Origin of the sequence: Anaerotignum faecicola (assembly GCF_003865035.1) — a bacterium.
Taxonomy (GTDB): domain Bacteria; phylum Bacillota; class Clostridia; order Lachnospirales; family Anaerotignaceae; genus Anaerotignum_A; species Anaerotignum_A faecicola.
In genome coordinates this window covers 1129256-1147084 of the sequence record NZ_BHVZ01000001.1, presented here as the reverse complement: position 1 = coordinate 1147084, position 17829 = coordinate 1129256, and the positions used below count along the sequence as shown (strand labels likewise).

Below are 17829 nucleotides of genomic sequence, written 5' to 3'. Positions count from 1 at the left end.
CCGAAAGGAAGAAAAAAACTATGAAATTAGGTATCGTAGGTCTGCCCAACGTGGGCAAAAGCACCTTATTTAATTCTATGACACTGGGCAAGGCAGAGGCAGCCAATTACCCCTTCTGCACCATCGACCCCAACGTGGGTGTGGTTCCCGTCCCCGATGAGCGTCTGGCAAGGCTGACAGAAATGTACGATTCCGCAAAAACAACACCCGCGGTAATCGAATTTGTCGATATCGCAGGTCTGGTACGCGGTGCATCCAAGGGCGAGGGCCTTGGCAATAAGTTCCTCAGCCATATCCGCGAGGTGGATGCCATCTGTCATGTTGTCCGCTGCTTTGAGGACACAAACGTTGTCCATGTGGACGGCTCTATCGACCCCATCCGTGATATTGAGACCATCAATCTGGAGTTGATTTTCTCCGATATCGAAATTCTGGAGCGCCGCATTTCCAAAACCGTCAAGCTGGCAAAGCAGGATAAATCCCTGCAAAGAGAACTGGATATTCTCTTAAAGCTGAAGGAAGCGCTGGAGGCAGGCAAGTCCGCAAGAAGCGTGGAATTTGATGCCCCCGAAGATTATGAATTCGTGCAGACCCTGACGCTTCTGACCGCAAAGCCCGTGCTTTATGCCGCAAATGTCACAGAGGAGGATCTGGCGGATGACGGTGCATCCAACGAATTTGTCGGCAGAGTCAGAGAATATGCCGCCGCAGAGCATAACGAGGTATTCGTGCTGTGCGCAAAAATCGAGGAGGAAATCTCCGATTTGGACGAAGCGGACAAAAAGGAATTCCTTGCCGAGCTGGGCGTGGAAACCAGTGGTCTGGATCGCCTGATTGCCGCAAGCTATAAGCTTCTGGGCTTAATCAGCTATCTGACCGCAGGGCCGCAGGAATCCCGCGCGTGGACCATCACCAAGGGCACAAAGGCACCGCAGGCGGCAGGCAAAATCCACTCCGATTTTGAGCGCGGCTTCATCCGTGCAGAGGTTGTGCATTATGATGACCTCATGCGTCTGGGCTCCTATAATGCCGCAAAGGAACAGGGCTTAGTCCGCTCCGAGGGCAAGGAATATGTGATGAAGGACGGCGACGTAGTGCTGTTCCGCTTCAATGTATAAAGAGCATGGATGCCCTAAGTCGAAATCAGACATACAACAAAACCCCCTATCCTAGGATAGGGGGCTTTTTGATTGCCTTTATTTATTCATCCAATAAATTTTTTACCAGGAAGGAAACATCCGTCTTTTCCTTCAGAATCCCATTTTCATACATCCAATCCGCATTATTCTGCCATACGGAAACATCCTGAGACAGGAACTTCGCATCCTCTGTTTCCATTACAGGCAGCAGAATTTCCATGCTCTTTGTTTCCACTGTTTTGGAAAGCGGGAAGTTTTCCTCATTCTGGTGGTCAAGCAGAATCTGCAATGCTTCCTCAGGGTTTTCCTTCATGAAGTCAAAGCCCTTGCGGCAGGCACGCAGGAATTTCTCGATTTTTTCAGGATTTTTATCCACTGCATTCTTCCCTGCCAAAAATACCAGCTCATAGCTCTGGGGAACGCCGTAATCGGTGGGGTAGAAATAGTTGATATCAAAGCCTTCCTCCTCCAACTGCGGTACCTCGTGGTTTACCATGTTGCCTGTGGTTGCATCCACCTGTCCGGTTGTGGTTGCTGTCAAAAGGTCGAAGCCAACATCTACAAACTGGCAGTCATCCGCAGACAGCCCTACGTTTTTCAGCATAGATGCAATCTGTGCCTCAGAAAGAGCCGTACCGCTATAGCCGATTTTCTTGCCTGCCAGATCCTCCGCACCCTTGATGCCGCTTTTTGCAAGGGAAATCACAACATTCAGAGAGCTTTGTGTCACTGCACCGACAGAAACAATCGGAACATTCTCCTCTACTGCCGTCTGGATTGCGTCCTGCAAATAGTAAATCCCGATATCCGCCTTGCCTGCCGCCGGCATGGAAATGCCGTCATTTGTGTTGGCAGGGAAGTTGATAACCAGGTTCAGTCCTTCGTCCGCAAAATAGCCCTTCTCCTGCGCTACATACAGGAAAGAATGAATCGCATTGGGATACCAGTCCAGAACAATGTTGAAATCCTCCAGAGCCGTATCATCCGTTTTTGCATCGGTTCCGCCGCCGCAGCCTGCCGCACCGAATGCCAGCACCGCCGCCATGCCAAGTGCCATCAGTTTCTTTTTCATAGCTTACCTTCTCCCTTCGTTCCGCGAGCCGTTACAGCTCTTTTCTCCATGTGATGATTTTCTTTTCTATCAGGGTAATGATGCCAACTGCCACCATTGCCACAACGGACAGCAATACCACAGGCGCAAAAACCCCTGCACCGTCCAGCTGTGTCATCATTCGTTTGCTGAAATAGCCAAGCCCCTTCTGCGCCCCAAGCCATTCCGCGATTGCCGCCCCGATCACGCTCATCGGCACGGACATCTTAATTGCGGAAAAGAAATGCGGCAGAGCCGTCGGCAGCTTCAGCTTTAAAAAAATATCCTTTTTTGTTGCACCGTAGGTAAAAAGCAACTCCTCCATTTCCCGCTTCGTCCCTTTCAGACCGTCAAAAACGGTAATCGCAATCGGGAAAAACGTCATCAGAATTGTCACAAGTACCTTGCTCCAAATGCCATAGCCAAACCAGAGGATAAACAGCGGCGCAAGGGCCGTTGTGGGAATCGTCTGGGAGGCAATGATAACGGGGTAAAGCGTTTTTTCCAGTCTCGGATTCCAGTCCATCGAAATCGCAAGCAAAAGCCCCAGCACCACGGAAATGCAAAGTCCCAGTGCGGTAACGCCCATCGTTGCCGGCAAATGCACCAAAAACAGGGGCGTTCTCAGCTCCCACAGCCGCACCAGAATCTGCGTGGGCGAGGGCAGGATATACGCCGCATTGATGCCCATTGCCGCCCCCTGCCAGAAAAGCAGGAGGATAAATACCAGTATCAAAGAAGAAATGTTTCGTTTCATAAGCGCACACTCCTTCTCAGCTTCCCAATCAGTCGTTCCTTCAAATCGACGATTTCGGGCTTTTTCAAATCATTTCTGTCCCGATGGGCAGGCAAGGGCACCTCTACCATCTCCATCGAAGAAAACGGTCTGTCCTGTATCACAAAAATTTTCTTCGACAGGAATACCGCCTCCTCTACGTCATGCGTGATAAAAAGAATCGTCTTATGGTAATGCTCCCATTGCTCCAACAGCCATTCCTGCATTTCCACCCTCGTCAGGTAGTCCAGTGCGGAAAACGGCTCATCCAGCAGGAGCATATCCGCCCCCGAAAGCAGCGTGCGCGCAAAGGAAACCCTCTGCTTCATGCCGCCGGATAAATCCTTCGGGTATTTTTTCATATATTCCGAAAGTCCGACCTGTGCCAAAACCTCCTTGCAGCGCTTCGCCTGTTCCGCCGCAGGCACACCTGCCAGCTCCATCGGCAAACAGATATTTTTCTCAATCGTCCGCCATGGAAAAAGCAAATCCTTCTGCGGCATAAAGGCACTGTATTGCTTCTGCTCACGGATGGGTCTCCCGTTCACCAAAATCTCGCCCTCCTGCAGCTGCTCCAATCCGTTGATTAAACGGAAAATCGTGCTTTTGCCACAGCCGCTCGCCCCGATGATCGAAACGAAATCCCCCGCCTCTACGGAAAAGGAAAGGTTCTCCATCATGGGGAACTCGTCCACCGCATAGCGGAAGGAAACATTTTTAAATTCCAACATCATCTGTACACCATTCCTTCTGTCTGCAAAGCTTCTCTTGCAGAGCCCTTTTATTCAGGGATTTCCTCATAAGCCATATCCCAGAACATTGCCTCATAGCGGCTGCAGTTTTCAAAAATCTCCTTCAGATGCGCTTCTCTTTCCGCAGAAATATCCTTCCCCAGCTCGTTTACCAGATCAATGATTTCCTGTGTGGTTTCGCAGTATTCCTTGCTGCAATAGCCGCGCACCCATTCGCCGTACAAAGGATGCTCCAATGCCCCCGGTACATGCTGATGGTGCTCCCCAATCATCTGATAGCTCCATGCGCAGGAAAGCACCGCCACCAGAATCTCCAGAGGGCCGCCCTTATATGCCTCATCCAGCATATAGGAGGTGTAGGACTGGTTCGTCAGTGTGGATTTTGTGGTTGCTACCTCCTGCTCCGTAATCCCCAGACGGGACATATACGCCTTATGAATATTCATCTCCCCGTCCAGTGTGTCATGCACCATATAGGAGAAGCGTGTCATCAGTGCCTCGTCCTCTGTTTTCACCACGCCCATCGCAAATACCTTCGCATACTGCAAAAGATAACGATAATCCTGCACCATATAAAAACGGAATCTGTCCTCGCGCAGTGTCCCTTCGCCCAGCTCCTTTACAAAGGGCTGCTCCAGATACCCTTCCCAGATAGGCTTTGCCACTGCATATAATCTGTCTGTCAAGCTCATGTTCTTCTTCCTTTCTTTTCCTTTCCTTTGCTCTGCAATAGAAAAGACCTCTCCCAATCGGAAAAGGTCTTCGTTTGTCCTCGTTGCTTCGCTTCCCTCCGTTGGTATTAACCACATCAAGTTCAAAGGGTTGGCATTTCATCCTCTCAGCTGCATCAGCACCCCCAGCTTTTTGCTTTATTTCCTTGATTATAGCATATTTTTTTTAAATGGCAAATACTTCTTTTCTCAATTAGGGAAATTACGGGGAAAGCACCTGTCGCTTTTCACAAAAATTTCAAAAAAACTTAAAATAATTTTACTTTACTTTTTTCGGAAAACGACTACACTAAAGAAGGTGCAATCATACTTAAATTGCCAATAAATTGCCAACATAAAAGCGGAAGGGTTCGGGAAACCGTTTCGGTGTCCCGAATGGAATCCGCAGAGCGGGCTTTGCCCACTCGAGGAAAACTGCAAGTTTCTAAGCATTTATGCTGACGGAACTTGTCAGTTTATTCTTCTGTCCAACAAGTCAAAAACCTGTTTTTGACTTAATTTTTTAGAAAGGAAACCCCGGTTATGGATTATGATACCCAACTGATTAACCTTGCCCTTGATGCAGGCGAAATCATGCTTGCCTCAGGCGCGGAAACCTTCCGTGTGCAGGACACCATGCAGCGGATTCTCTCCGTTTCCGGCAAGGAAAAAATAGAAGCCCTGGCAATGTGTACCCTTCTGATGGTCACCTTGCCACGAGAGGAAAAGGGTCCTCTCTCTATGGCGCGCGCCGTCAAAAACCGCGATTTGAATTTTGAAAAAATCTGCGCCGTCAATGATATGTCCCGCGCCTTCGTCTCCGGCAAAATCAGCGTCACCGAAGCCTTAGACCACTGCCAAGAAATTCATCACGCACCCAACTTCAAATTCAGCACCCGTGTGCTTGGCTATGCCATCAGCGGCGCAGGCTTCGCCTTTATGGTCGGCGGCTCTGTGCAGGATTTTCTGGTATCCTTCGTCATTGCCCTTCTCATGGGCTGTACACTGGTCTATCTGGAGAGCAAGAAGATTCCCTTCTTTGTCGCCCCCCTGATGGGCGGTCTGGTTACGGGGCTTGCCGCCTGCATGGCGCATGCGCTCCTTCCTGCCACCCAGCTGGATAAGCTGATTATCGGTACCATGAAGGTGCTTCTGCCGGGGCTTGCGCTTTCCAAGGCAATGCGAGATTTGCTTGAGGGCAACCTCATCAGCGGCAATTCCAAGGTAGTTGAGGTTCTGCTCATTGCCTGCTCCATCGCCGCAGGGGTTGCTGTTGCGCTGGCGCTGTTTCAAATGACTGAATGAACGGAGGAAATCCTATGAATACAACCTTGTTTTTCTATCTTGTGCATCCCTTGGTTGCACTCTTTGCAAGCGTAGGCTATGCCATCGTCTGCAATGCCCCCCGGAAGGAAATCCCCTATTGCGGGCTGACCGCCTTCCTCTGCTGGCTGGTGTATCAGCTTGTCCTTCGGCATGATGGCTCGTCCTTTCTGGCAACGCTTCTGGCAACCTTTGCCGCAACAGGCTTTGCGCGCTTTCTTTCCTACCACCGCATGCTCCCGACGATTGTCTATCATATCCCCGGCATCCTGCCTCTGGTACCCGGTGCGGCGGTCTATCGCTGCATCACCTCTGCCATGGAAAGCCGCGTGCTGGAAACAACCGCAAATATTCTGACTGCGCTAAAGCTGGCAGGTGCCATCGGCATCGGCTCTGTTATCATTCTGGTTCTGCCGCAGGCATGGTTCTCTTTCTTCCCCAGATTGAAGAGAAAAAACAGCTGAGCCGAATTTTATCAAACGAAAGGAGAAACGCCTTATGGATAACGATACGAAGCTTATCAATCTCGCTCTGGATGCAGGCGAAATCATGCTGAAAAACGGCGCAGAAACCTTCCGTGTGCAGGATACCATGAAACGGATTCTCTCCACCACAGGCAGAGAAAAAATCGAAGCAACCGCCATCTCCACCGCCCTCATCGTCACCCTCCCGCGCGAGGAAAAGGGCCCCCTTTCCATGATGCGCGGTGTCCGCACCCGTACCATCAATTTTGAAAAGGTCTGCGAGGTCAATGATATGTCCCGCGCCTTTGTTTCGGGCAAAATCTCTCTGGATGAGGCCATTGAGCGTCTGAAGGAAATCCATCAGTTTTCCTTCTATCCCCTCCCGATTCGTGTTTTCGGCTACGGTCTGATTTCGGGCTGCTGCTCCTTTCTGGATACGCCCTTCTTTCTGGATGGCTGCATTGCCTTTGTCATCGGGCTGTTTTTAGGCTGTCTGGATATCTGGCTTGGCAAAAAGAAAATCCCCTATTTCTTCGGGCCGTTTCTGGGTGGTGTTGCGGCAGCATGCCTTACCTGCCTCATTCAGCCGCGCTTCCCCTCGGCGCATATCGGCACCATCATCATCGGCAGCATTATGCCGCTTCTGCCGGGTATGACCTTCGCAAAATCCATGCGTGACCTGCTCGAAGGCAACCTTATCAGCGGCTACACCAAGGCAGTCGAGGCTCTTGTCGTTGCCTGCTCTTTGGCAGGCGGTGTCGGTCTGACCCTGTCCTATTTCATGTAATGCGCATAAAAAAAGCGAAGGCTATCAACTTCTGATTTCCTTCGCTTCTTTTTATGCTTCTTTATAGTTCTCTCCTGCCCTCCAAGGCTCTGGAAAGCGTAATCTCATCCACATATTCCAAATCGCCGCCAACCGGAACGCCGTTTGCGATTCTTGTCACCTTCACATCCAAAGGCTTCAGCAGCTTCGCAAGATACATCGCCGTTGCCTCTCCCTCCACATTCGGGTTGGTCGCAAGGATGACCTCCGCAACCGTCCCATCTATGCGGCTGAGCAGCTCCCGAATATGAATATCCTGCGGACCAATTCCCGTCATAGGAGAAATTGCTCCATGCAGCACATGATACACGCCATGGAATTCCTTCGTCCGTTCATACGCCGCCATATCTCTGGGGTCCTCCACCACCATAATCACCGAATGGTCGCGCTTCGGGTTCGCGCAGACGGGGCAGATTTCCTCCTCTGTCAGGTTGCAGCAGACAGAACAGTATTTCACCTCGTCCTTCGCCGCAAGAATGGCTTCGGAAAGCGCCGCCACCTTCTCTCTTGGCAAATTGATGATGTGAAATGCCAGTCTCTGTGCGGATTTTCCGCCAATCCCCGGCAGTGCCGCCAGTTCCTCAATGAGCCTTGTCATCGGGTTGCCGTAATAATTCATGCTGTCCCTTCTTTATCAGAACATACCGCCTAAGCCGCCGGTCATTCTGCCCATTTCTGCGTTATACATTTCCTCTACCTGACGAATTGCCTCGTTCACAGCGGAAATGATTAAATCCTCCAGCATTTCCACATCATCGGGATCTACCACATCGGGGTTGATTTTCAACTCCTGAATTTCCTTTTTCCCTGTGATGACAACCTTCACAGCACCGCCGCCGCTGGTCATTTCCAGTGTCTTTGCCTGCAGCTCCTCCTGCTTTTCCATCATCTGTTTCTGCATTTTCTGCGCCTGCTTCATGAGGTTATTCATATTCATACCACCCATGCCGCCGGGAAAACCGCCTTTTGCCATGTCTGATTCCTCCTTATATTTCATAAACCTAATCCTTTTTATTTTATCTGAAATTACGCCGTCTGGCAAGTGTCATTCCACATCCGCCTCCGGGAAATACTGCCCCAGAAGGCTTGCAAATTCCGCATCCGCATCCGCAGAGGGTGTCTCCTCCTCCTTGCCGTATGCCGCTTCTCTCCATTTTTCATATTCATCCTTCGTGGTGGTTCGCAGCTCGAAGCTTTTGCCCGTTTCCTTCTCCAGAACTGCCGCAATCTTGTCCATGCCGCGCTGAATCATATCCGTGAGCGCAGGATATGCGCAGATGAGATAGAGAAATTCATCCTCCTTGAAGCCGATTTCCACCTTGGAAAGCATCCCCTTCAGCACCGCATCCTCCACGTCATTGCGCAGCAACGCCCATTTCTCCTGTACTTCCTTCCTGTCCTCGGGCAGTGCAGGAGGTCTGCGCTTTGGCTTGGGCTTTTCCTTGGGCTTTTCTGTCGGTGTCGCCTGCGTGATGGCAACCGGCACGCCTTCTTCCATCTTCCGCTCCAGCTCGCCCAGTCTTGCCGCCAGGGCAGTCAAATCCTTCTCCGTCCATGGCGCGCAAAGCTTCATCAGCTCCACCTCCAGCAGAATCCGCTCATTCGTTGCCCATTTCATCTCGCTCTGCAAATCGGAAAATTTCCCGATGAAATAAATCAGCTCCTCCGGTGAAAGCACTCCTGCCGCCTTTTTCAGCCGTTCTCCGTCCTCCGCGGATAAATCCAGAATCCGCGTCACATCGGGCAGTGTTGCCGCCATCAGCAGGTTCCGCAGGTGCTGCAAAAGCTCCGTCACAAACTGCTTCACGTCTCTCCCGTCCTGCATCATCTGCTCCACCAGAAGCATCGCCTCTTTCGCATCCCGTTTCGCAAGCGCGTCTGTCATTTCAAAGAAAATCGTCTGGTCAACCGCGCCCATAATATCCAGTACCTTTTCCAGCGTAACCTCCTCGCCGCTGAAAAAGGCAAGGCACTGGTCTAAAATACTCAGCGAATCACGCATCGAGCCGTCCCCCAGATGTGCCACATAGCGCACCGCCTCAGGGGTCGCCTGCTGTCCCTCCTCCTTCAGATAGCCCATCAGCGTTTGGGCAATCGTCTCCGTGGTAATCCTGCGGAAATCAAACCGCTGTACGCGCGAAAGAATCGTTGCCGGCACCTTCTGTGGGTCTGTTGTCGCCAGAATGAAAATCACATGTGCAGGCGGCTCCTCCAGTGTTTTCAGAAGCGCATTGAACGCCGCCGCCGAAAGCATGTGTACCTCGTCAATGATATAGACCTTATATTTCCCCTGTGTCGGCGGATATTTCACCTCCTCGCGAATCTCGCGGATGTTGTCCACGCCGTTGTTGGAGGCTGCGTCAATCTCAATTACGTTCACGCTTCTCCCTGCCAGAATATCCTTACAAACGGCACACTCGTTGCAGGGCTCGCCGTCCGCCGTGGGGTTCGTGCAGTTGATGGCTCTGGCAAAAATCTTCGCCGTAGAGGTTTTCCCCGTGCCCCTTGTGCCGCAAAACAGATACGCATGGGACACGCGCCCCGTTTTCATCTGATTTTTCAGCGTTCTGACGATATGCTCCTGCCCGATGACGCTCTCAAACGTCTGTGGGCGGAATTTTCGATATAAAGCCGTATAAGCCATAAGCACACTCCTCTTTTTTTCCGAATCGAATCGGACATTCTTTTGCTATGATACCACAAATTTCAAAAAAATGATACTGTCCGCACCACGCCCTATGCCGCCCCACAGGGCAGACAAACGGCAAAGGTTGTGCCACCTTCGCCGCTTTCGGCAATGCGGATTGTGCCGCCGTGCAGCTCCACAATCTTGCGCACCAGCGTCAGTCCCAGCCCTACGCCGCCGTATGCCCGACTGCGCGATTTATCCACACGGAAGAACGGCTGAAAAATGGTTTCCCTGTCTGCTTCGGGAATCCCGCTTCCCGTATCCTGTACCAGAATCTCCACCGTATCCGCCCTCTCCTCTGCCGAAACGCGCACTGCTCCGCCCTCTTTGTTGTAGCGAATGGCATTTTCCACCAGATTAAACAGCAGACGATACAGTAAAATATCACTTCCCTGCAAAAGCACCTCTCCCGTCGCTTCCTGTAAAAGCGAAATCTGCCGCTTCTCTGCCATAGGGGAAAGGTCTGCCAGCACCTCCTCTATCAACGCCGTCAGCTCTACCGCATCCGCCCGTTCAATCGTGTTCATTTCGCTCATTTCCAGAAGCGTTTTCACCAATTTTGAAAGCCGCTCCGTCTGTTCCTTCAGCATGGCAAGCAGCTCCACCGTTTCTGCGTCCATGTCGGGGTGCGGCATTTCCTCGTATAATTCCAGCTGTGCCTGCATCATCGCCAAGGGCGTGCGAAATTCATGCGCCGCATTGCCGTTAAACTCCTGTAAGGAAGAAAACGCATCCGAAAGCCGCCGTACCATGGCCTCAAAGGAATGGCTGAGTGCCTGAAATTCGGGAATCTGCTGCTCCTCCGCCTGATACTGCGTTAAATTCTCCGCTTGGATTTGTGCAATTCTGCCGGAAAAGCTTCTGAGCGGTCTAAGGGCATAGCCGCTCACAAAATAAGTAATACAGCCGCTCGCCAGTGTAATCAGAAGGGTGATCAGCCAGCTGCTGAGCGTAAAAATCTTTTTGGTATCATCAATTTGAATTTCAAAATCGGGAGGAAGCTGCTCCACATCTGCGTCGGGAATGGAAATCATAAAATCCGCCGTCGGTGTCTGATGAAAAATCGCCTGCCCCAGCTTATCCATATAAAACATGCCTGCTCTGGAAAGTGCCAGATTCAGAAAAATACAGGTAGCGGCAATCAGCACCGCCGTCATCAGCGTCAGTCTCCATTGTAAAGAAAGTCGCTTCATTTCCACTCTCCCCCTATCCGATATCCTTCCCCGACCTTGTTTGTGATCGGGTCATAGTTCAGCTCTGCCTTCAGCTTCTTTCGCAGCGCAGAAATATGCACCCGAATGGAATTGCTGAACGCATCCACACTGCCGTCCCAGACATGCTCCATCAGCTCCTCCTGACTGATTGGTCTGCCCTGGTGCAAAAGCAGATATTCCAAAATGCCCTTTTCCTTTCTGGTCAGACGGATTTCCTTCCCGTTCACAAGGGTTTCTCTGGTGCGGGTATCAAAGGAAATGCCGCCGCAAACCAAGGCTGTGCTTTGCTGAATGAACTGTCTGCGTGTCAAACTGCGCACCCTTGCCGCCAGCTCCTGCAAATGAAAGGGCTTTTCCAGATAATCGTTCGCCCCTGCATCCAAGCCCGCAACCTTATCCGCAACCTGACTGCGTGCGGATAAAATCAGCACCTTTGTTTCCGCATCCGTTTGGCGCAGCCGCTCCAAAACCTCCATGCCGTCCATCCCCGGCAAATGCAAATCCAACACAATCAAGTCATACTGCTCTATCAAAAGCCGCTCCAACGCCTCTGCCCCGTCATAGCAGCAATCCACCTCATAGCCTGCATGGTGCAGGCTTTTGGCGATGGTGTCGCAAAGCATCCTCTCATCCTCAATCACCAAAAGCTTCATGGCTCTGCCTCCTTTCCGATTTCCTTCACTTTTTTCCTTTTTACAGTATACCATGTTTGCAGGGGAAGAAAGCAGCTGCGAAGCAGATATTTTCTTCCACAAGGCATGGTATGAGCAGGCTATGCCTGCGAATCGTAGAATTTGCTGTGAAAACAGCAGATAGACGCTGTAAGCGGCTAACCCACGGATATGTCCGTGGGTATTATACCATAAAGAAATAAAATAAAAATTAAGTTTTTTCTTAACAGAGATTTTATTTCGGATGTTGTATACTGGTTCCATCAAGAAAAATAAAAACGAAACCGTCCCCCTTGGAACGAAAGGAACGAAACCATGAAAAAGGAACTCGCAACGCCGTTTTTTCAGCTTGCCGCTCTTGCGCTCGGCATCGGCATGATGGTCTACGGCGCATATCGCGGAGAGGCAGCTGTTGTGCTCTCCAAAGCAATCAAATTATGTCTGGAGTGTGTCGGCATTGGCTAAAAAACAAATAAAATCCTATCTTCTGGCAAGAATACGAGGAGGTATTCAGCTTCTGGCAACGCTTTTGAGCAACCTCCACCTGCCAAATTTCCTAAAAGGAACCATCTTTCAGGGCAACACCAAGCAGGTCTGCGTACCCGGTCTGAATTGCTATTCCTGTCCGGGGGCAGCGGGCGCGTGTCCCATCGGGGCCATGCAGGCAGTGGTCGGCTCCTCAAAGTTCAAGTTTTCCTATTATATCACAGGAATGTTGATTTTCATCGGCGTTCTGCTGGGAAGATTTGTCTGCGGCTTTCTCTGCCCGTTCGGCTGGTTTCAGGATCTGCTGCATAAAATCCCGACAAAGAAATTTTCAACCAAAAAACTCAGTGGTCTTCGCTATCTGAAATATCTCATTTTGGTTGTTATGGTTTTTCTTCTGCCTGCGTTTGTGGTAAACGTGGTCGGCATGGGAAACCCCTTCTTCTGCAAATATCTTTGTCCGCAGGGGGTGTTGGAGGGTGCCATTCCACTCTCCCTCGCCAGCACGAGCATCCGCTCCGCCCTCGGCTCGCTGTTTGCATGGAAAAGCTGTGTGCTTGTGGCTGTAATCATCCTGAGCATACTGTTCTATCGCCCCTTCTGCAAATGGATTTGCCCCTTGGGTGCGTTTTACGCATGGTTTAACCGCATTTCCCTTTTGCAGCTTCAGGTGGATCAAAACAAATGTATCTCCTGCGGCAAATGCGGCAGGGCGTGCAAAATGGACGTTGCTGTTCCTCAGACACCGAATCATAACGAATGTATCCGTTGCGGTGCCTGCATCACAGCCTGTCCCACACAAGCCATTCACTATCAATACGGATGTAAAAAACAGAAAACGGAGGAAACAAAATGAAAAAAAGAATTTTACTTTTCGCAGTCTCTCTTATTTTAGTCCTCGGCTTTACTGCCTGCGGCAAGGCAAAGCAAAGCGCAGAGGAGCTGATTCAGCAGGAAAATGAAATCATTGCAGAGCATCAGGATTTATGGGATCTCGCTTTTAATGCGGTAGATAAGGACACTGTCGGCTCTCAAACAGGCGACTATGCCGATTTTCTGAAAATGGCACTGGAAAATATAAAGGACCAGCTGAGCAAAGAGGATTTCAAGGCTCTGAGCGAGGATGTGAAAAAAATCAAGGCTCTGGAAGAGCAGCTTGCCGCTTTGCCGCAGGAGGACAGCAATCCCACCGGCACCTCTCTGGACAGCGCAAAGAGCTTTCCCGCCTTTACCGGCAAGGACTTTGACGGCAATGCCGTAGATGAAAGCCTGTTTACCAACAATAGCGTAACTCTGGTAAATTTCTGGTTCAACGGCTGCAGTCCTTGCGTTGGGGAGCTGCCTGCTCTGCAAAAGCTGCATGATTCCCTGAAGGAAAAGGGCGGTGCCGTTGTCGGCATCAACGTGGAAACTCTGGATGAAAACGAGGATACCATTGCTGCCGCAAAGGAAATTATGAAAAAGCAGGGTGCATCCTATCAGAACATCTATTTTGATTCCGATAGCGAGGCAGGTAAGCTGGCACTTTCTGTAATGACCTTCCCCACCTCTGTTCTCATTGACAGCGAAGGCAATATTGTGGGTGATGTCATCGTAGGCGGTCTGGATAACGAAAAGACCATGGCAAGTGTGCAGAAGCAAATTGATGAAATTTTAGCAAAATAAGAAAAAAGCGCAAAAGAAAAAGCAGGTGTTGTCGGCGAAAGCCACAGCCCTGCTTTTTTTGCTGTTTTGATTATTTCAAAAATAAATAAGGTCCGCACACCCGCTGTTGCCACAGCGCCCCACGCGTTACCTTCTTCCACGGCTCCATTCAGGCACCCTTACTACACACACAAGTAGACTGCTTAGTGCTGCTGCCTTCCGACCCTGACACGATTCACAGGCTCATGTTGCGTAAGACCCAAACTTCAACACCGCTTTCAAAGGGCAGACCATCAAGCCCTGCGTCGAAAGCGAGCATCACCCTCACTATAGCGGATTGTGAGTACAGGGCACCGCTACCACCCCGGCTAGTGCGGAAATATCATCACTCCCTAAGCTTCGGGAGGATTTCACAAATATAACTATGTTATTATACACGCTCATTGGTTTTCTGTCAATGGCGCTGCATTGGCATTTTTACGAAAACGCTTAAAAAACCGCTTCATAATCTCGCTGCATTGGGGTTGCAAAACGCCCTCCTCCACTGCCACCTGATGGTTGAGCCTTGGTTCATTCAGCACATCCAGCACAGAGCCGGCGCAGCCTGCCTTGCTGTTTCTTGTCCCGAAAACCACCCTTGGGATGCGTGCCTGCACGATTGCCCCCGCGCACATCGGGCAAGGCTCTACGGTAACATAAAGCACACAGTCCTCCAGCCGCCAATCCCCCACGATTTTCGCCGCCGCATCAATCACATCAATCTCCGCGTGGCGCAGAGGATTTTTGTCGGTATTGCGCAGGTTATGCCCTCTTGCGATAATCTTGCCGTTTCGCACCATCACCGCGCCAATCGGCACCTCGCCTGCCGCAAGCGCCTTCTCCGCCTCCGCCAGTGCTTCTGTCATATATTTCTCGGATTCCGTCATTTTTATTCCTCCGCAGCCAGATAGAGCTGTCCCCTTCTGTCCTCATTATCCGCAACGAACCAGTAGTCCTCCCTGCCGTTTCCGTCAAAATCGCAGGGATAGATGCACTGTCCGTACTGAATATCCTCATTCGCGGTTTTCAGTCCTTTTTCCGTCAGGATATATCGAATCGTGGTAGCCGTGGTGTCGCAGGCATAAATTTCCTGCACGCCGTCCCCGTTCATATCGCCGCTCATAAGCGGGCCATAGAAGTTTTCCACGCCCACATGCGTACTCCAAAGCTTACGGAAGCTGTCATTCACCGCATGATAAACATACAAATCCATCCCGTCCGTCAGAATATATTCCTTTACACCGTCCCCATCCAAATCCGTGATGTGGCACTGCGTCACCTGATGGCGCAGCTTTCTTGTGCCGGTATTCTGCCAGCTGCCATCCTTTTCCTCATAAATCTCCATATTTTTATCAATAAAAAGATACAGCCTGCCGTTCTCCGCGCCCAGTGCAGTGCAAAGCTCTCCCTCCAGAGGGATTTCCCCTGCCACGTTCAGTCTGGAATCGTAAAGCATCACCCGTTCCGCGCGCGTATAGGTCTTTTCGCTTTCGCCCTCGCCGCTTTCCTCAATACTGGAAACCAGAACCGCCAGTCTTGCGTCATCCTCCTTTAAAAACGCCGCCGAGGTCGCCTCTAAGCCGCGCCCATAGGAAAAGCTGCGGTAACGGCTCAGCCCGTTGGCATAGCGGTAGACCTCTGCCTTGCCGCCACGAATGGAAACCGCCAGCCGCCGTCCCTTCGCATCCTGCCCGACAGAGTAAATCCCCTCTGCGGAAAATTCCCCTCTGCCCGTGCGGAAGGAGGTCGGCATCCCTGTCCAGCTTTCATACGCCCGAAAGCCGCCGTCCGCCAGAAACGGGTTGCGCTCCTTTAGGCTGTAATAGCCGTTATCATAGCCACCGCTGTAGGCCACCCCTGCCAGAGAGCCGCCTACAAACCAGCATTGCAGTGTCCCTGCCGCATCGCCGTTATAGTGCAGCAGCGCCGCCTGCGCCAGTACGGCATCCTGTCCTGCCTTTCCCTTCAGGTTATATTCGCAGGCGGAGGAGGCATCAAACAGCCGTTCATTTTCCTCCGTCGCCTCCGGCACAACTGCCGCCCCAAAGCTCAGGCTGCTGTGGTCATATTCCCAATAAAAATCCTCTGTCACCTTGTCGATGGATTCCTCATACGCCTCCTGCTCGGCAGCACTGAGGCTAAAGGTATCCTCCTTTGCGCCGCAGCCGCTAAGCAGAAGCAGACTTGCCAGAATCGTCATCCATTTCTTCATAGTATTCCCTCTCTCAAAAAAGAACCGTCCGAAACGCCGCTTTCAGCCGCTCTTTTCGGTTTCCTTCGTTTTCCAGAATGATAAAAACAAGTGCTTCCTTTGTAAGTATATGCTACGATTATACCCTATCCAACCTCAAAAAACAAGCCGCACCAGTGCCACAGCCGCAAAGATGCCGACAAGGTTTGCCAGAAGGGCGCAGGGCAGCGTATATCTCGTTTTCCGAATCCCGACAGAAAGAAAATACAGGCTCATCGTATAAAACACCGTTTCCGTACAGCTCATCATGACAGAGGCCGTTCTGCCCAGAAAGGAATCCGGGCCGTACTTCGCAAAAAGGTCGGTCAGAAGTCCGGTTGCCGCGGAGGAGGAAACCAGCCGCACCAGACTTAACGGTGCCAGCTCTGCCGGAAAGCCGACTGCCTCTGCCGCCGGGCGAATCAGCCGCACCAGAATGTCCAAGAGCCCCCCTGCGCGCATCACCTCCACCGCCATCATCAGACCGATTAGAGTCGGCAAAATATCCAGAACCGTCTGCAGGCCCTCCTTCGCCCCCTCCAGAAACACCTCATAAATATCCATTCGCTGCAAGCACCCGAATACCACAATGCACAGCACCGTAACAGGAATCAGCAAATCGGATATCGTCAGCAGTATCCCCACGCTATCCCCTCCCCTCCAATGCCTTCGCCGCAAGCGTACCAACCAATGTCGTAAGCATCGTTGCCGCAATCCCCACCCCGATAATCTCCGCCGGGCTTTGCGAGCCGTATTCCATGCGGTACGCCAGAATATTCATCGTGACCAGCTGCAGGGAGGTCATGTTCACCGTCAGAAACATACACATTGCCGCCGATGCCCGTCCCTTTTCCTCTCGGTTCAGCCTTTGCAGCTCCTTCATCGCCATCAGTCCGGCAGGTGTTGCCGCCCATCCAAGCCCCAGAAAATTCGCCACAAAATTCGTTGCGATATATTTTCTTGCAGGATGCAGCCGCGGCACGGAGGGAAAGAGAAAATCCATCAGCGGTGTCAGCCTTGCGGCAAGCCGGTCAATCATGCCGCCCCGCTCCGCAATCTTCAGCACCCCCGACCAAACCGAAATTACCCCTGCCATGGCAAGCGCCAGCTCCACCGCAGAGCGTCCGCCGCTTAAAATAGCCCCCGTCACCATATCCATTCTGCCCAGAAACGCGCCCGTCAGAATTCCGCCAATCAAAAAAAAGCCCCAAATGCCGTTTAACATTTCCGCCTCCCCCCTCTCGTTAGTTTATGTTTGCTTCCTTTCTCTCATGAACCTTTTTTCCCCTCAGAAAAATTGCAGTAAAAAACTCCGAATCTTCTTCAAAAAATGTGATTTTTGTTGAAAATTGTTCTTTTTTATGTTAAGATTTAATAAATATTCCGGCAAAAAACAAACAGTAATAAATTTTAGGGGGAAGCGAACAATATGAAATCAACAGGTATCGTAAGAAAAGTGGATGAATTGGGAAGAGTTGTTCTGCCCATCGAGCTTCGCCGCAACATGGGAATCGAAATCAAGGATTCTCTGGAAATCTTTGTTGATGAAAACACCATTATCCTGCAAAAATACGAACCTGCCGATATCTTCACAGGCAGTATGGATGATTTAATTGATTATAAGGGCAAAAAGGTTTCCAAGGCTTCTATTTTGGAAATGGCAAGAATTGCCGGTCTGGATGTGAAATAAGCACTCGCACACAAAGCCCGTTCCTTATGATGACAGGAATTCGGGCTTTTTTTATTGCTTTTTTCTCTCTTCCTCCCCTTTTTTATT

21 protein-coding genes, 1 other RNA gene and 1 riboswitch are annotated in these 17829 nt (G+C 50.9%); of the genes, 8 read left to right on the top strand and 14 right to left on the bottom strand.

The features are described 5' to 3' along the window. Positions 1 to 20 precede the first annotated feature (20 nt). Entirely contained in the window at positions 21 to 1118 is a 1098-nt protein-coding gene (gene ychF, locus EJE48_RS05625; protein WP_124984365.1) for a redox-regulated ATPase YchF, read from the top strand. A gap of 82 nt (positions 1119 to 1200) precedes the next feature. On the opposite strand, the gene EJE48_RS05620 is transcribed toward ychF, so the two are convergent. From EJE48_RS05620 to tenA, 4 genes are read right to left on the bottom strand one after another with little or no spacing between them, the layout of a single operon-like run. After that, entirely contained in the window at positions 1201 to 2211 is a 1011-nt protein-coding gene (locus tag EJE48_RS05620; protein ID WP_124984364.1) for an ABC transporter substrate-binding protein, read from the bottom strand. 31 nt (positions 2212 to 2242) lie between these two features. Then, entirely contained in the window at positions 2243 to 2986 is a 744-nt protein-coding gene (locus EJE48_RS05615; protein WP_118582573.1) for an ABC transporter permease, read from the bottom strand. Continuing rightward, positions 2983 to 3738, bottom strand: a complete 756-nt coding sequence (locus EJE48_RS05610; RefSeq protein ID WP_330548473.1) for an ABC transporter ATP-binding protein — start codon at positions 3736 to 3738, stop codon at positions 2983 to 2985. Before EJE48_RS05610 ends, EJE48_RS05615 begins: the two co-directional genes overlap by 4 nt. 47 nt (positions 3739 to 3785) lie before the next feature. Further along, positions 3786 to 4448 (bottom strand): thiaminase II, encoded by a 663-nt coding sequence (gene tenA / locus EJE48_RS05605; RefSeq protein WP_118582609.1) that lies wholly within the window; start codon positions 4446 to 4448, stop codon positions 3786 to 3788. Positions 4449 to 4524: 76 nt separating this feature from the next. Beyond that, a riboswitch (TPP riboswitch) is annotated at positions 4525 to 4624 on the bottom strand. Between the two features lie 385 nt (positions 4625 to 5009). Here tenA and EJE48_RS05600 point away from each other — a divergent pair. The 3 genes from EJE48_RS05600 to EJE48_RS05590 are packed head-to-tail and all read left to right on the top strand — an operon-like array spanning position 5010 to position 7040. Continuing rightward, the gene (locus EJE48_RS05600; RefSeq protein ID WP_124984363.1) at positions 5010 to 5771 is read left to right on the top strand and encodes a threonine/serine exporter family protein; all 762 of its coding nucleotides are present in this window, start codon (positions 5010 to 5012) and stop codon (positions 5769 to 5771) included. A gap of 14 nt (positions 5772 to 5785) precedes the next feature. Continuing rightward, the gene (locus tag EJE48_RS05595; protein ID WP_016406904.1) at positions 5786 to 6253 is read left to right on the top strand and encodes a threonine/serine exporter family protein; all 468 of its coding nucleotides are present in this window, start codon (positions 5786 to 5788) and stop codon (positions 6251 to 6253) included. Positions 6254 to 6287: 34 nt separating this feature from the next. Continuing rightward, a complete protein-coding gene (locus EJE48_RS05590; protein ID WP_124984361.1) occupies positions 6288 to 7040 on the top strand; it encodes a threonine/serine exporter family protein in 753 nt (250 codons plus the stop codon). 61 nt (positions 7041 to 7101) lie between these two features. Here the strand turns inward: EJE48_RS05590 and recR are convergent, their stop codons facing one another. The 5 genes from recR to EJE48_RS05565 form a co-directional block, all read right to left on the bottom strand. Next, positions 7102 to 7698, bottom strand: a complete 597-nt coding sequence (gene recR, locus EJE48_RS05585; protein ID WP_124984360.1) for a recombination mediator RecR — start codon at positions 7696 to 7698, stop codon at positions 7102 to 7104. Positions 7699 to 7713: 15 nt separating this feature from the next. Then, positions 7714 to 8052: a YbaB/EbfC family nucleoid-associated protein gene (locus EJE48_RS05580; protein WP_016406901.1), complete on the bottom strand. Its 339-nt coding sequence runs from the start codon at positions 8050 to 8052 to the stop codon at positions 7714 to 7716. 72 nt (positions 8053 to 8124) lie between these two features. After that, the gene (gene dnaX, locus EJE48_RS05575) at positions 8125 to 9723 is read right to left on the bottom strand and encodes a DNA polymerase III subunit gamma/tau (protein ID WP_016406900.1); all 1599 of its coding nucleotides are present in this window, start codon (positions 9721 to 9723) and stop codon (positions 8125 to 8127) included. Positions 9724 to 9815: 92 nt separating this feature from the next. Continuing rightward, a complete protein-coding gene (locus EJE48_RS05570) occupies positions 9816 to 10961 on the bottom strand; it encodes a sensor histidine kinase (RefSeq protein ID WP_118582564.1) in 1146 nt (381 codons plus the stop codon). Continuing rightward, the gene (locus EJE48_RS05565; protein WP_118582561.1) at positions 10958 to 11635 is read right to left on the bottom strand and encodes a response regulator transcription factor; all 678 of its coding nucleotides are present in this window, start codon (positions 11633 to 11635) and stop codon (positions 10958 to 10960) included. The genes EJE48_RS05570 and EJE48_RS05565 overlap by 4 nt, the downstream gene beginning before the upstream one ends. A gap of 333 nt (positions 11636 to 11968) precedes the next feature. Here EJE48_RS05565 and EJE48_RS05560 point away from each other — a divergent pair, with 333 nt between their 5' ends. From EJE48_RS05560 to EJE48_RS05550, 3 genes are read left to right on the top strand one after another with little or no spacing between them, the layout of a single operon-like run. After that, positions 11969 to 12118, top strand: a complete 150-nt coding sequence (locus EJE48_RS05560; RefSeq protein WP_118582558.1) for a CD1871A family CXXC motif-containing protein — start codon at positions 11969 to 11971, stop codon at positions 12116 to 12118. Beyond that, positions 12102 to 12995, top strand: coding sequence for a 4Fe-4S binding protein (locus EJE48_RS05555; protein WP_334295392.1), 894 nt, complete (start codon positions 12102 to 12104; stop codon positions 12993 to 12995). Before EJE48_RS05560 ends, EJE48_RS05555 begins: the two co-directional genes overlap by 17 nt. Then, entirely contained in the window at positions 12992 to 13804 is an 813-nt protein-coding gene (locus EJE48_RS05550) for a TlpA family protein disulfide reductase (protein WP_118582555.1), read from the top strand. Before EJE48_RS05555 ends, EJE48_RS05550 begins: the two co-directional genes overlap by 4 nt. A 92-nt stretch (positions 13805 to 13896) precedes the next feature. Here EJE48_RS05550 and ffs read toward each other — a convergent pair. From ffs to EJE48_RS05525, 5 genes are all read right to left on the bottom strand, one after another. Then, an RNA gene (gene ffs / locus EJE48_RS05545) (signal recognition particle sRNA large type) lies at positions 13897 to 14160 on the bottom strand. 63 nt (positions 14161 to 14223) lie between these two features. After that, positions 14224 to 14709 (bottom strand): tRNA adenosine(34) deaminase TadA, encoded by a 486-nt coding sequence (gene tadA / locus EJE48_RS05540; RefSeq protein WP_118582552.1) that lies wholly within the window; start codon positions 14707 to 14709, stop codon positions 14224 to 14226. Between the two features lie 2 nt (positions 14710 to 14711). Then, on the bottom strand, positions 14712 to 16034 hold the full coding sequence (locus EJE48_RS05535) for an FG-GAP repeat domain-containing protein (protein WP_118582549.1): 1323 nt from the start codon (positions 16032 to 16034) through the stop codon (positions 14712 to 14714). Positions 16035 to 16169: 135 nt separating this feature from the next. Beyond that, positions 16170 to 16697: a spore maturation protein gene (locus tag EJE48_RS05530; protein ID WP_016406892.1), complete on the bottom strand. Its 528-nt coding sequence runs from the start codon at positions 16695 to 16697 to the stop codon at positions 16170 to 16172. Between the two features lies 1 nt (position 16698). Next, the gene (locus tag EJE48_RS05525) at positions 16699 to 17277 is read right to left on the bottom strand and encodes a nucleoside recognition protein (protein ID WP_118582546.1); all 579 of its coding nucleotides are present in this window, start codon (positions 17275 to 17277) and stop codon (positions 16699 to 16701) included. Positions 17278 to 17481: 204 nt separating this feature from the next. Here EJE48_RS05525 and EJE48_RS05520 point away from each other — a divergent pair, with 204 nt between their 5' ends. Beyond that, the gene (locus EJE48_RS05520) at positions 17482 to 17742 is read left to right on the top strand and encodes an AbrB/MazE/SpoVT family DNA-binding domain-containing protein (RefSeq protein WP_016406890.1); all 261 of its coding nucleotides are present in this window, start codon (positions 17482 to 17484) and stop codon (positions 17740 to 17742) included. Positions 17743 to 17829: the final 87 nt, after the last annotated feature.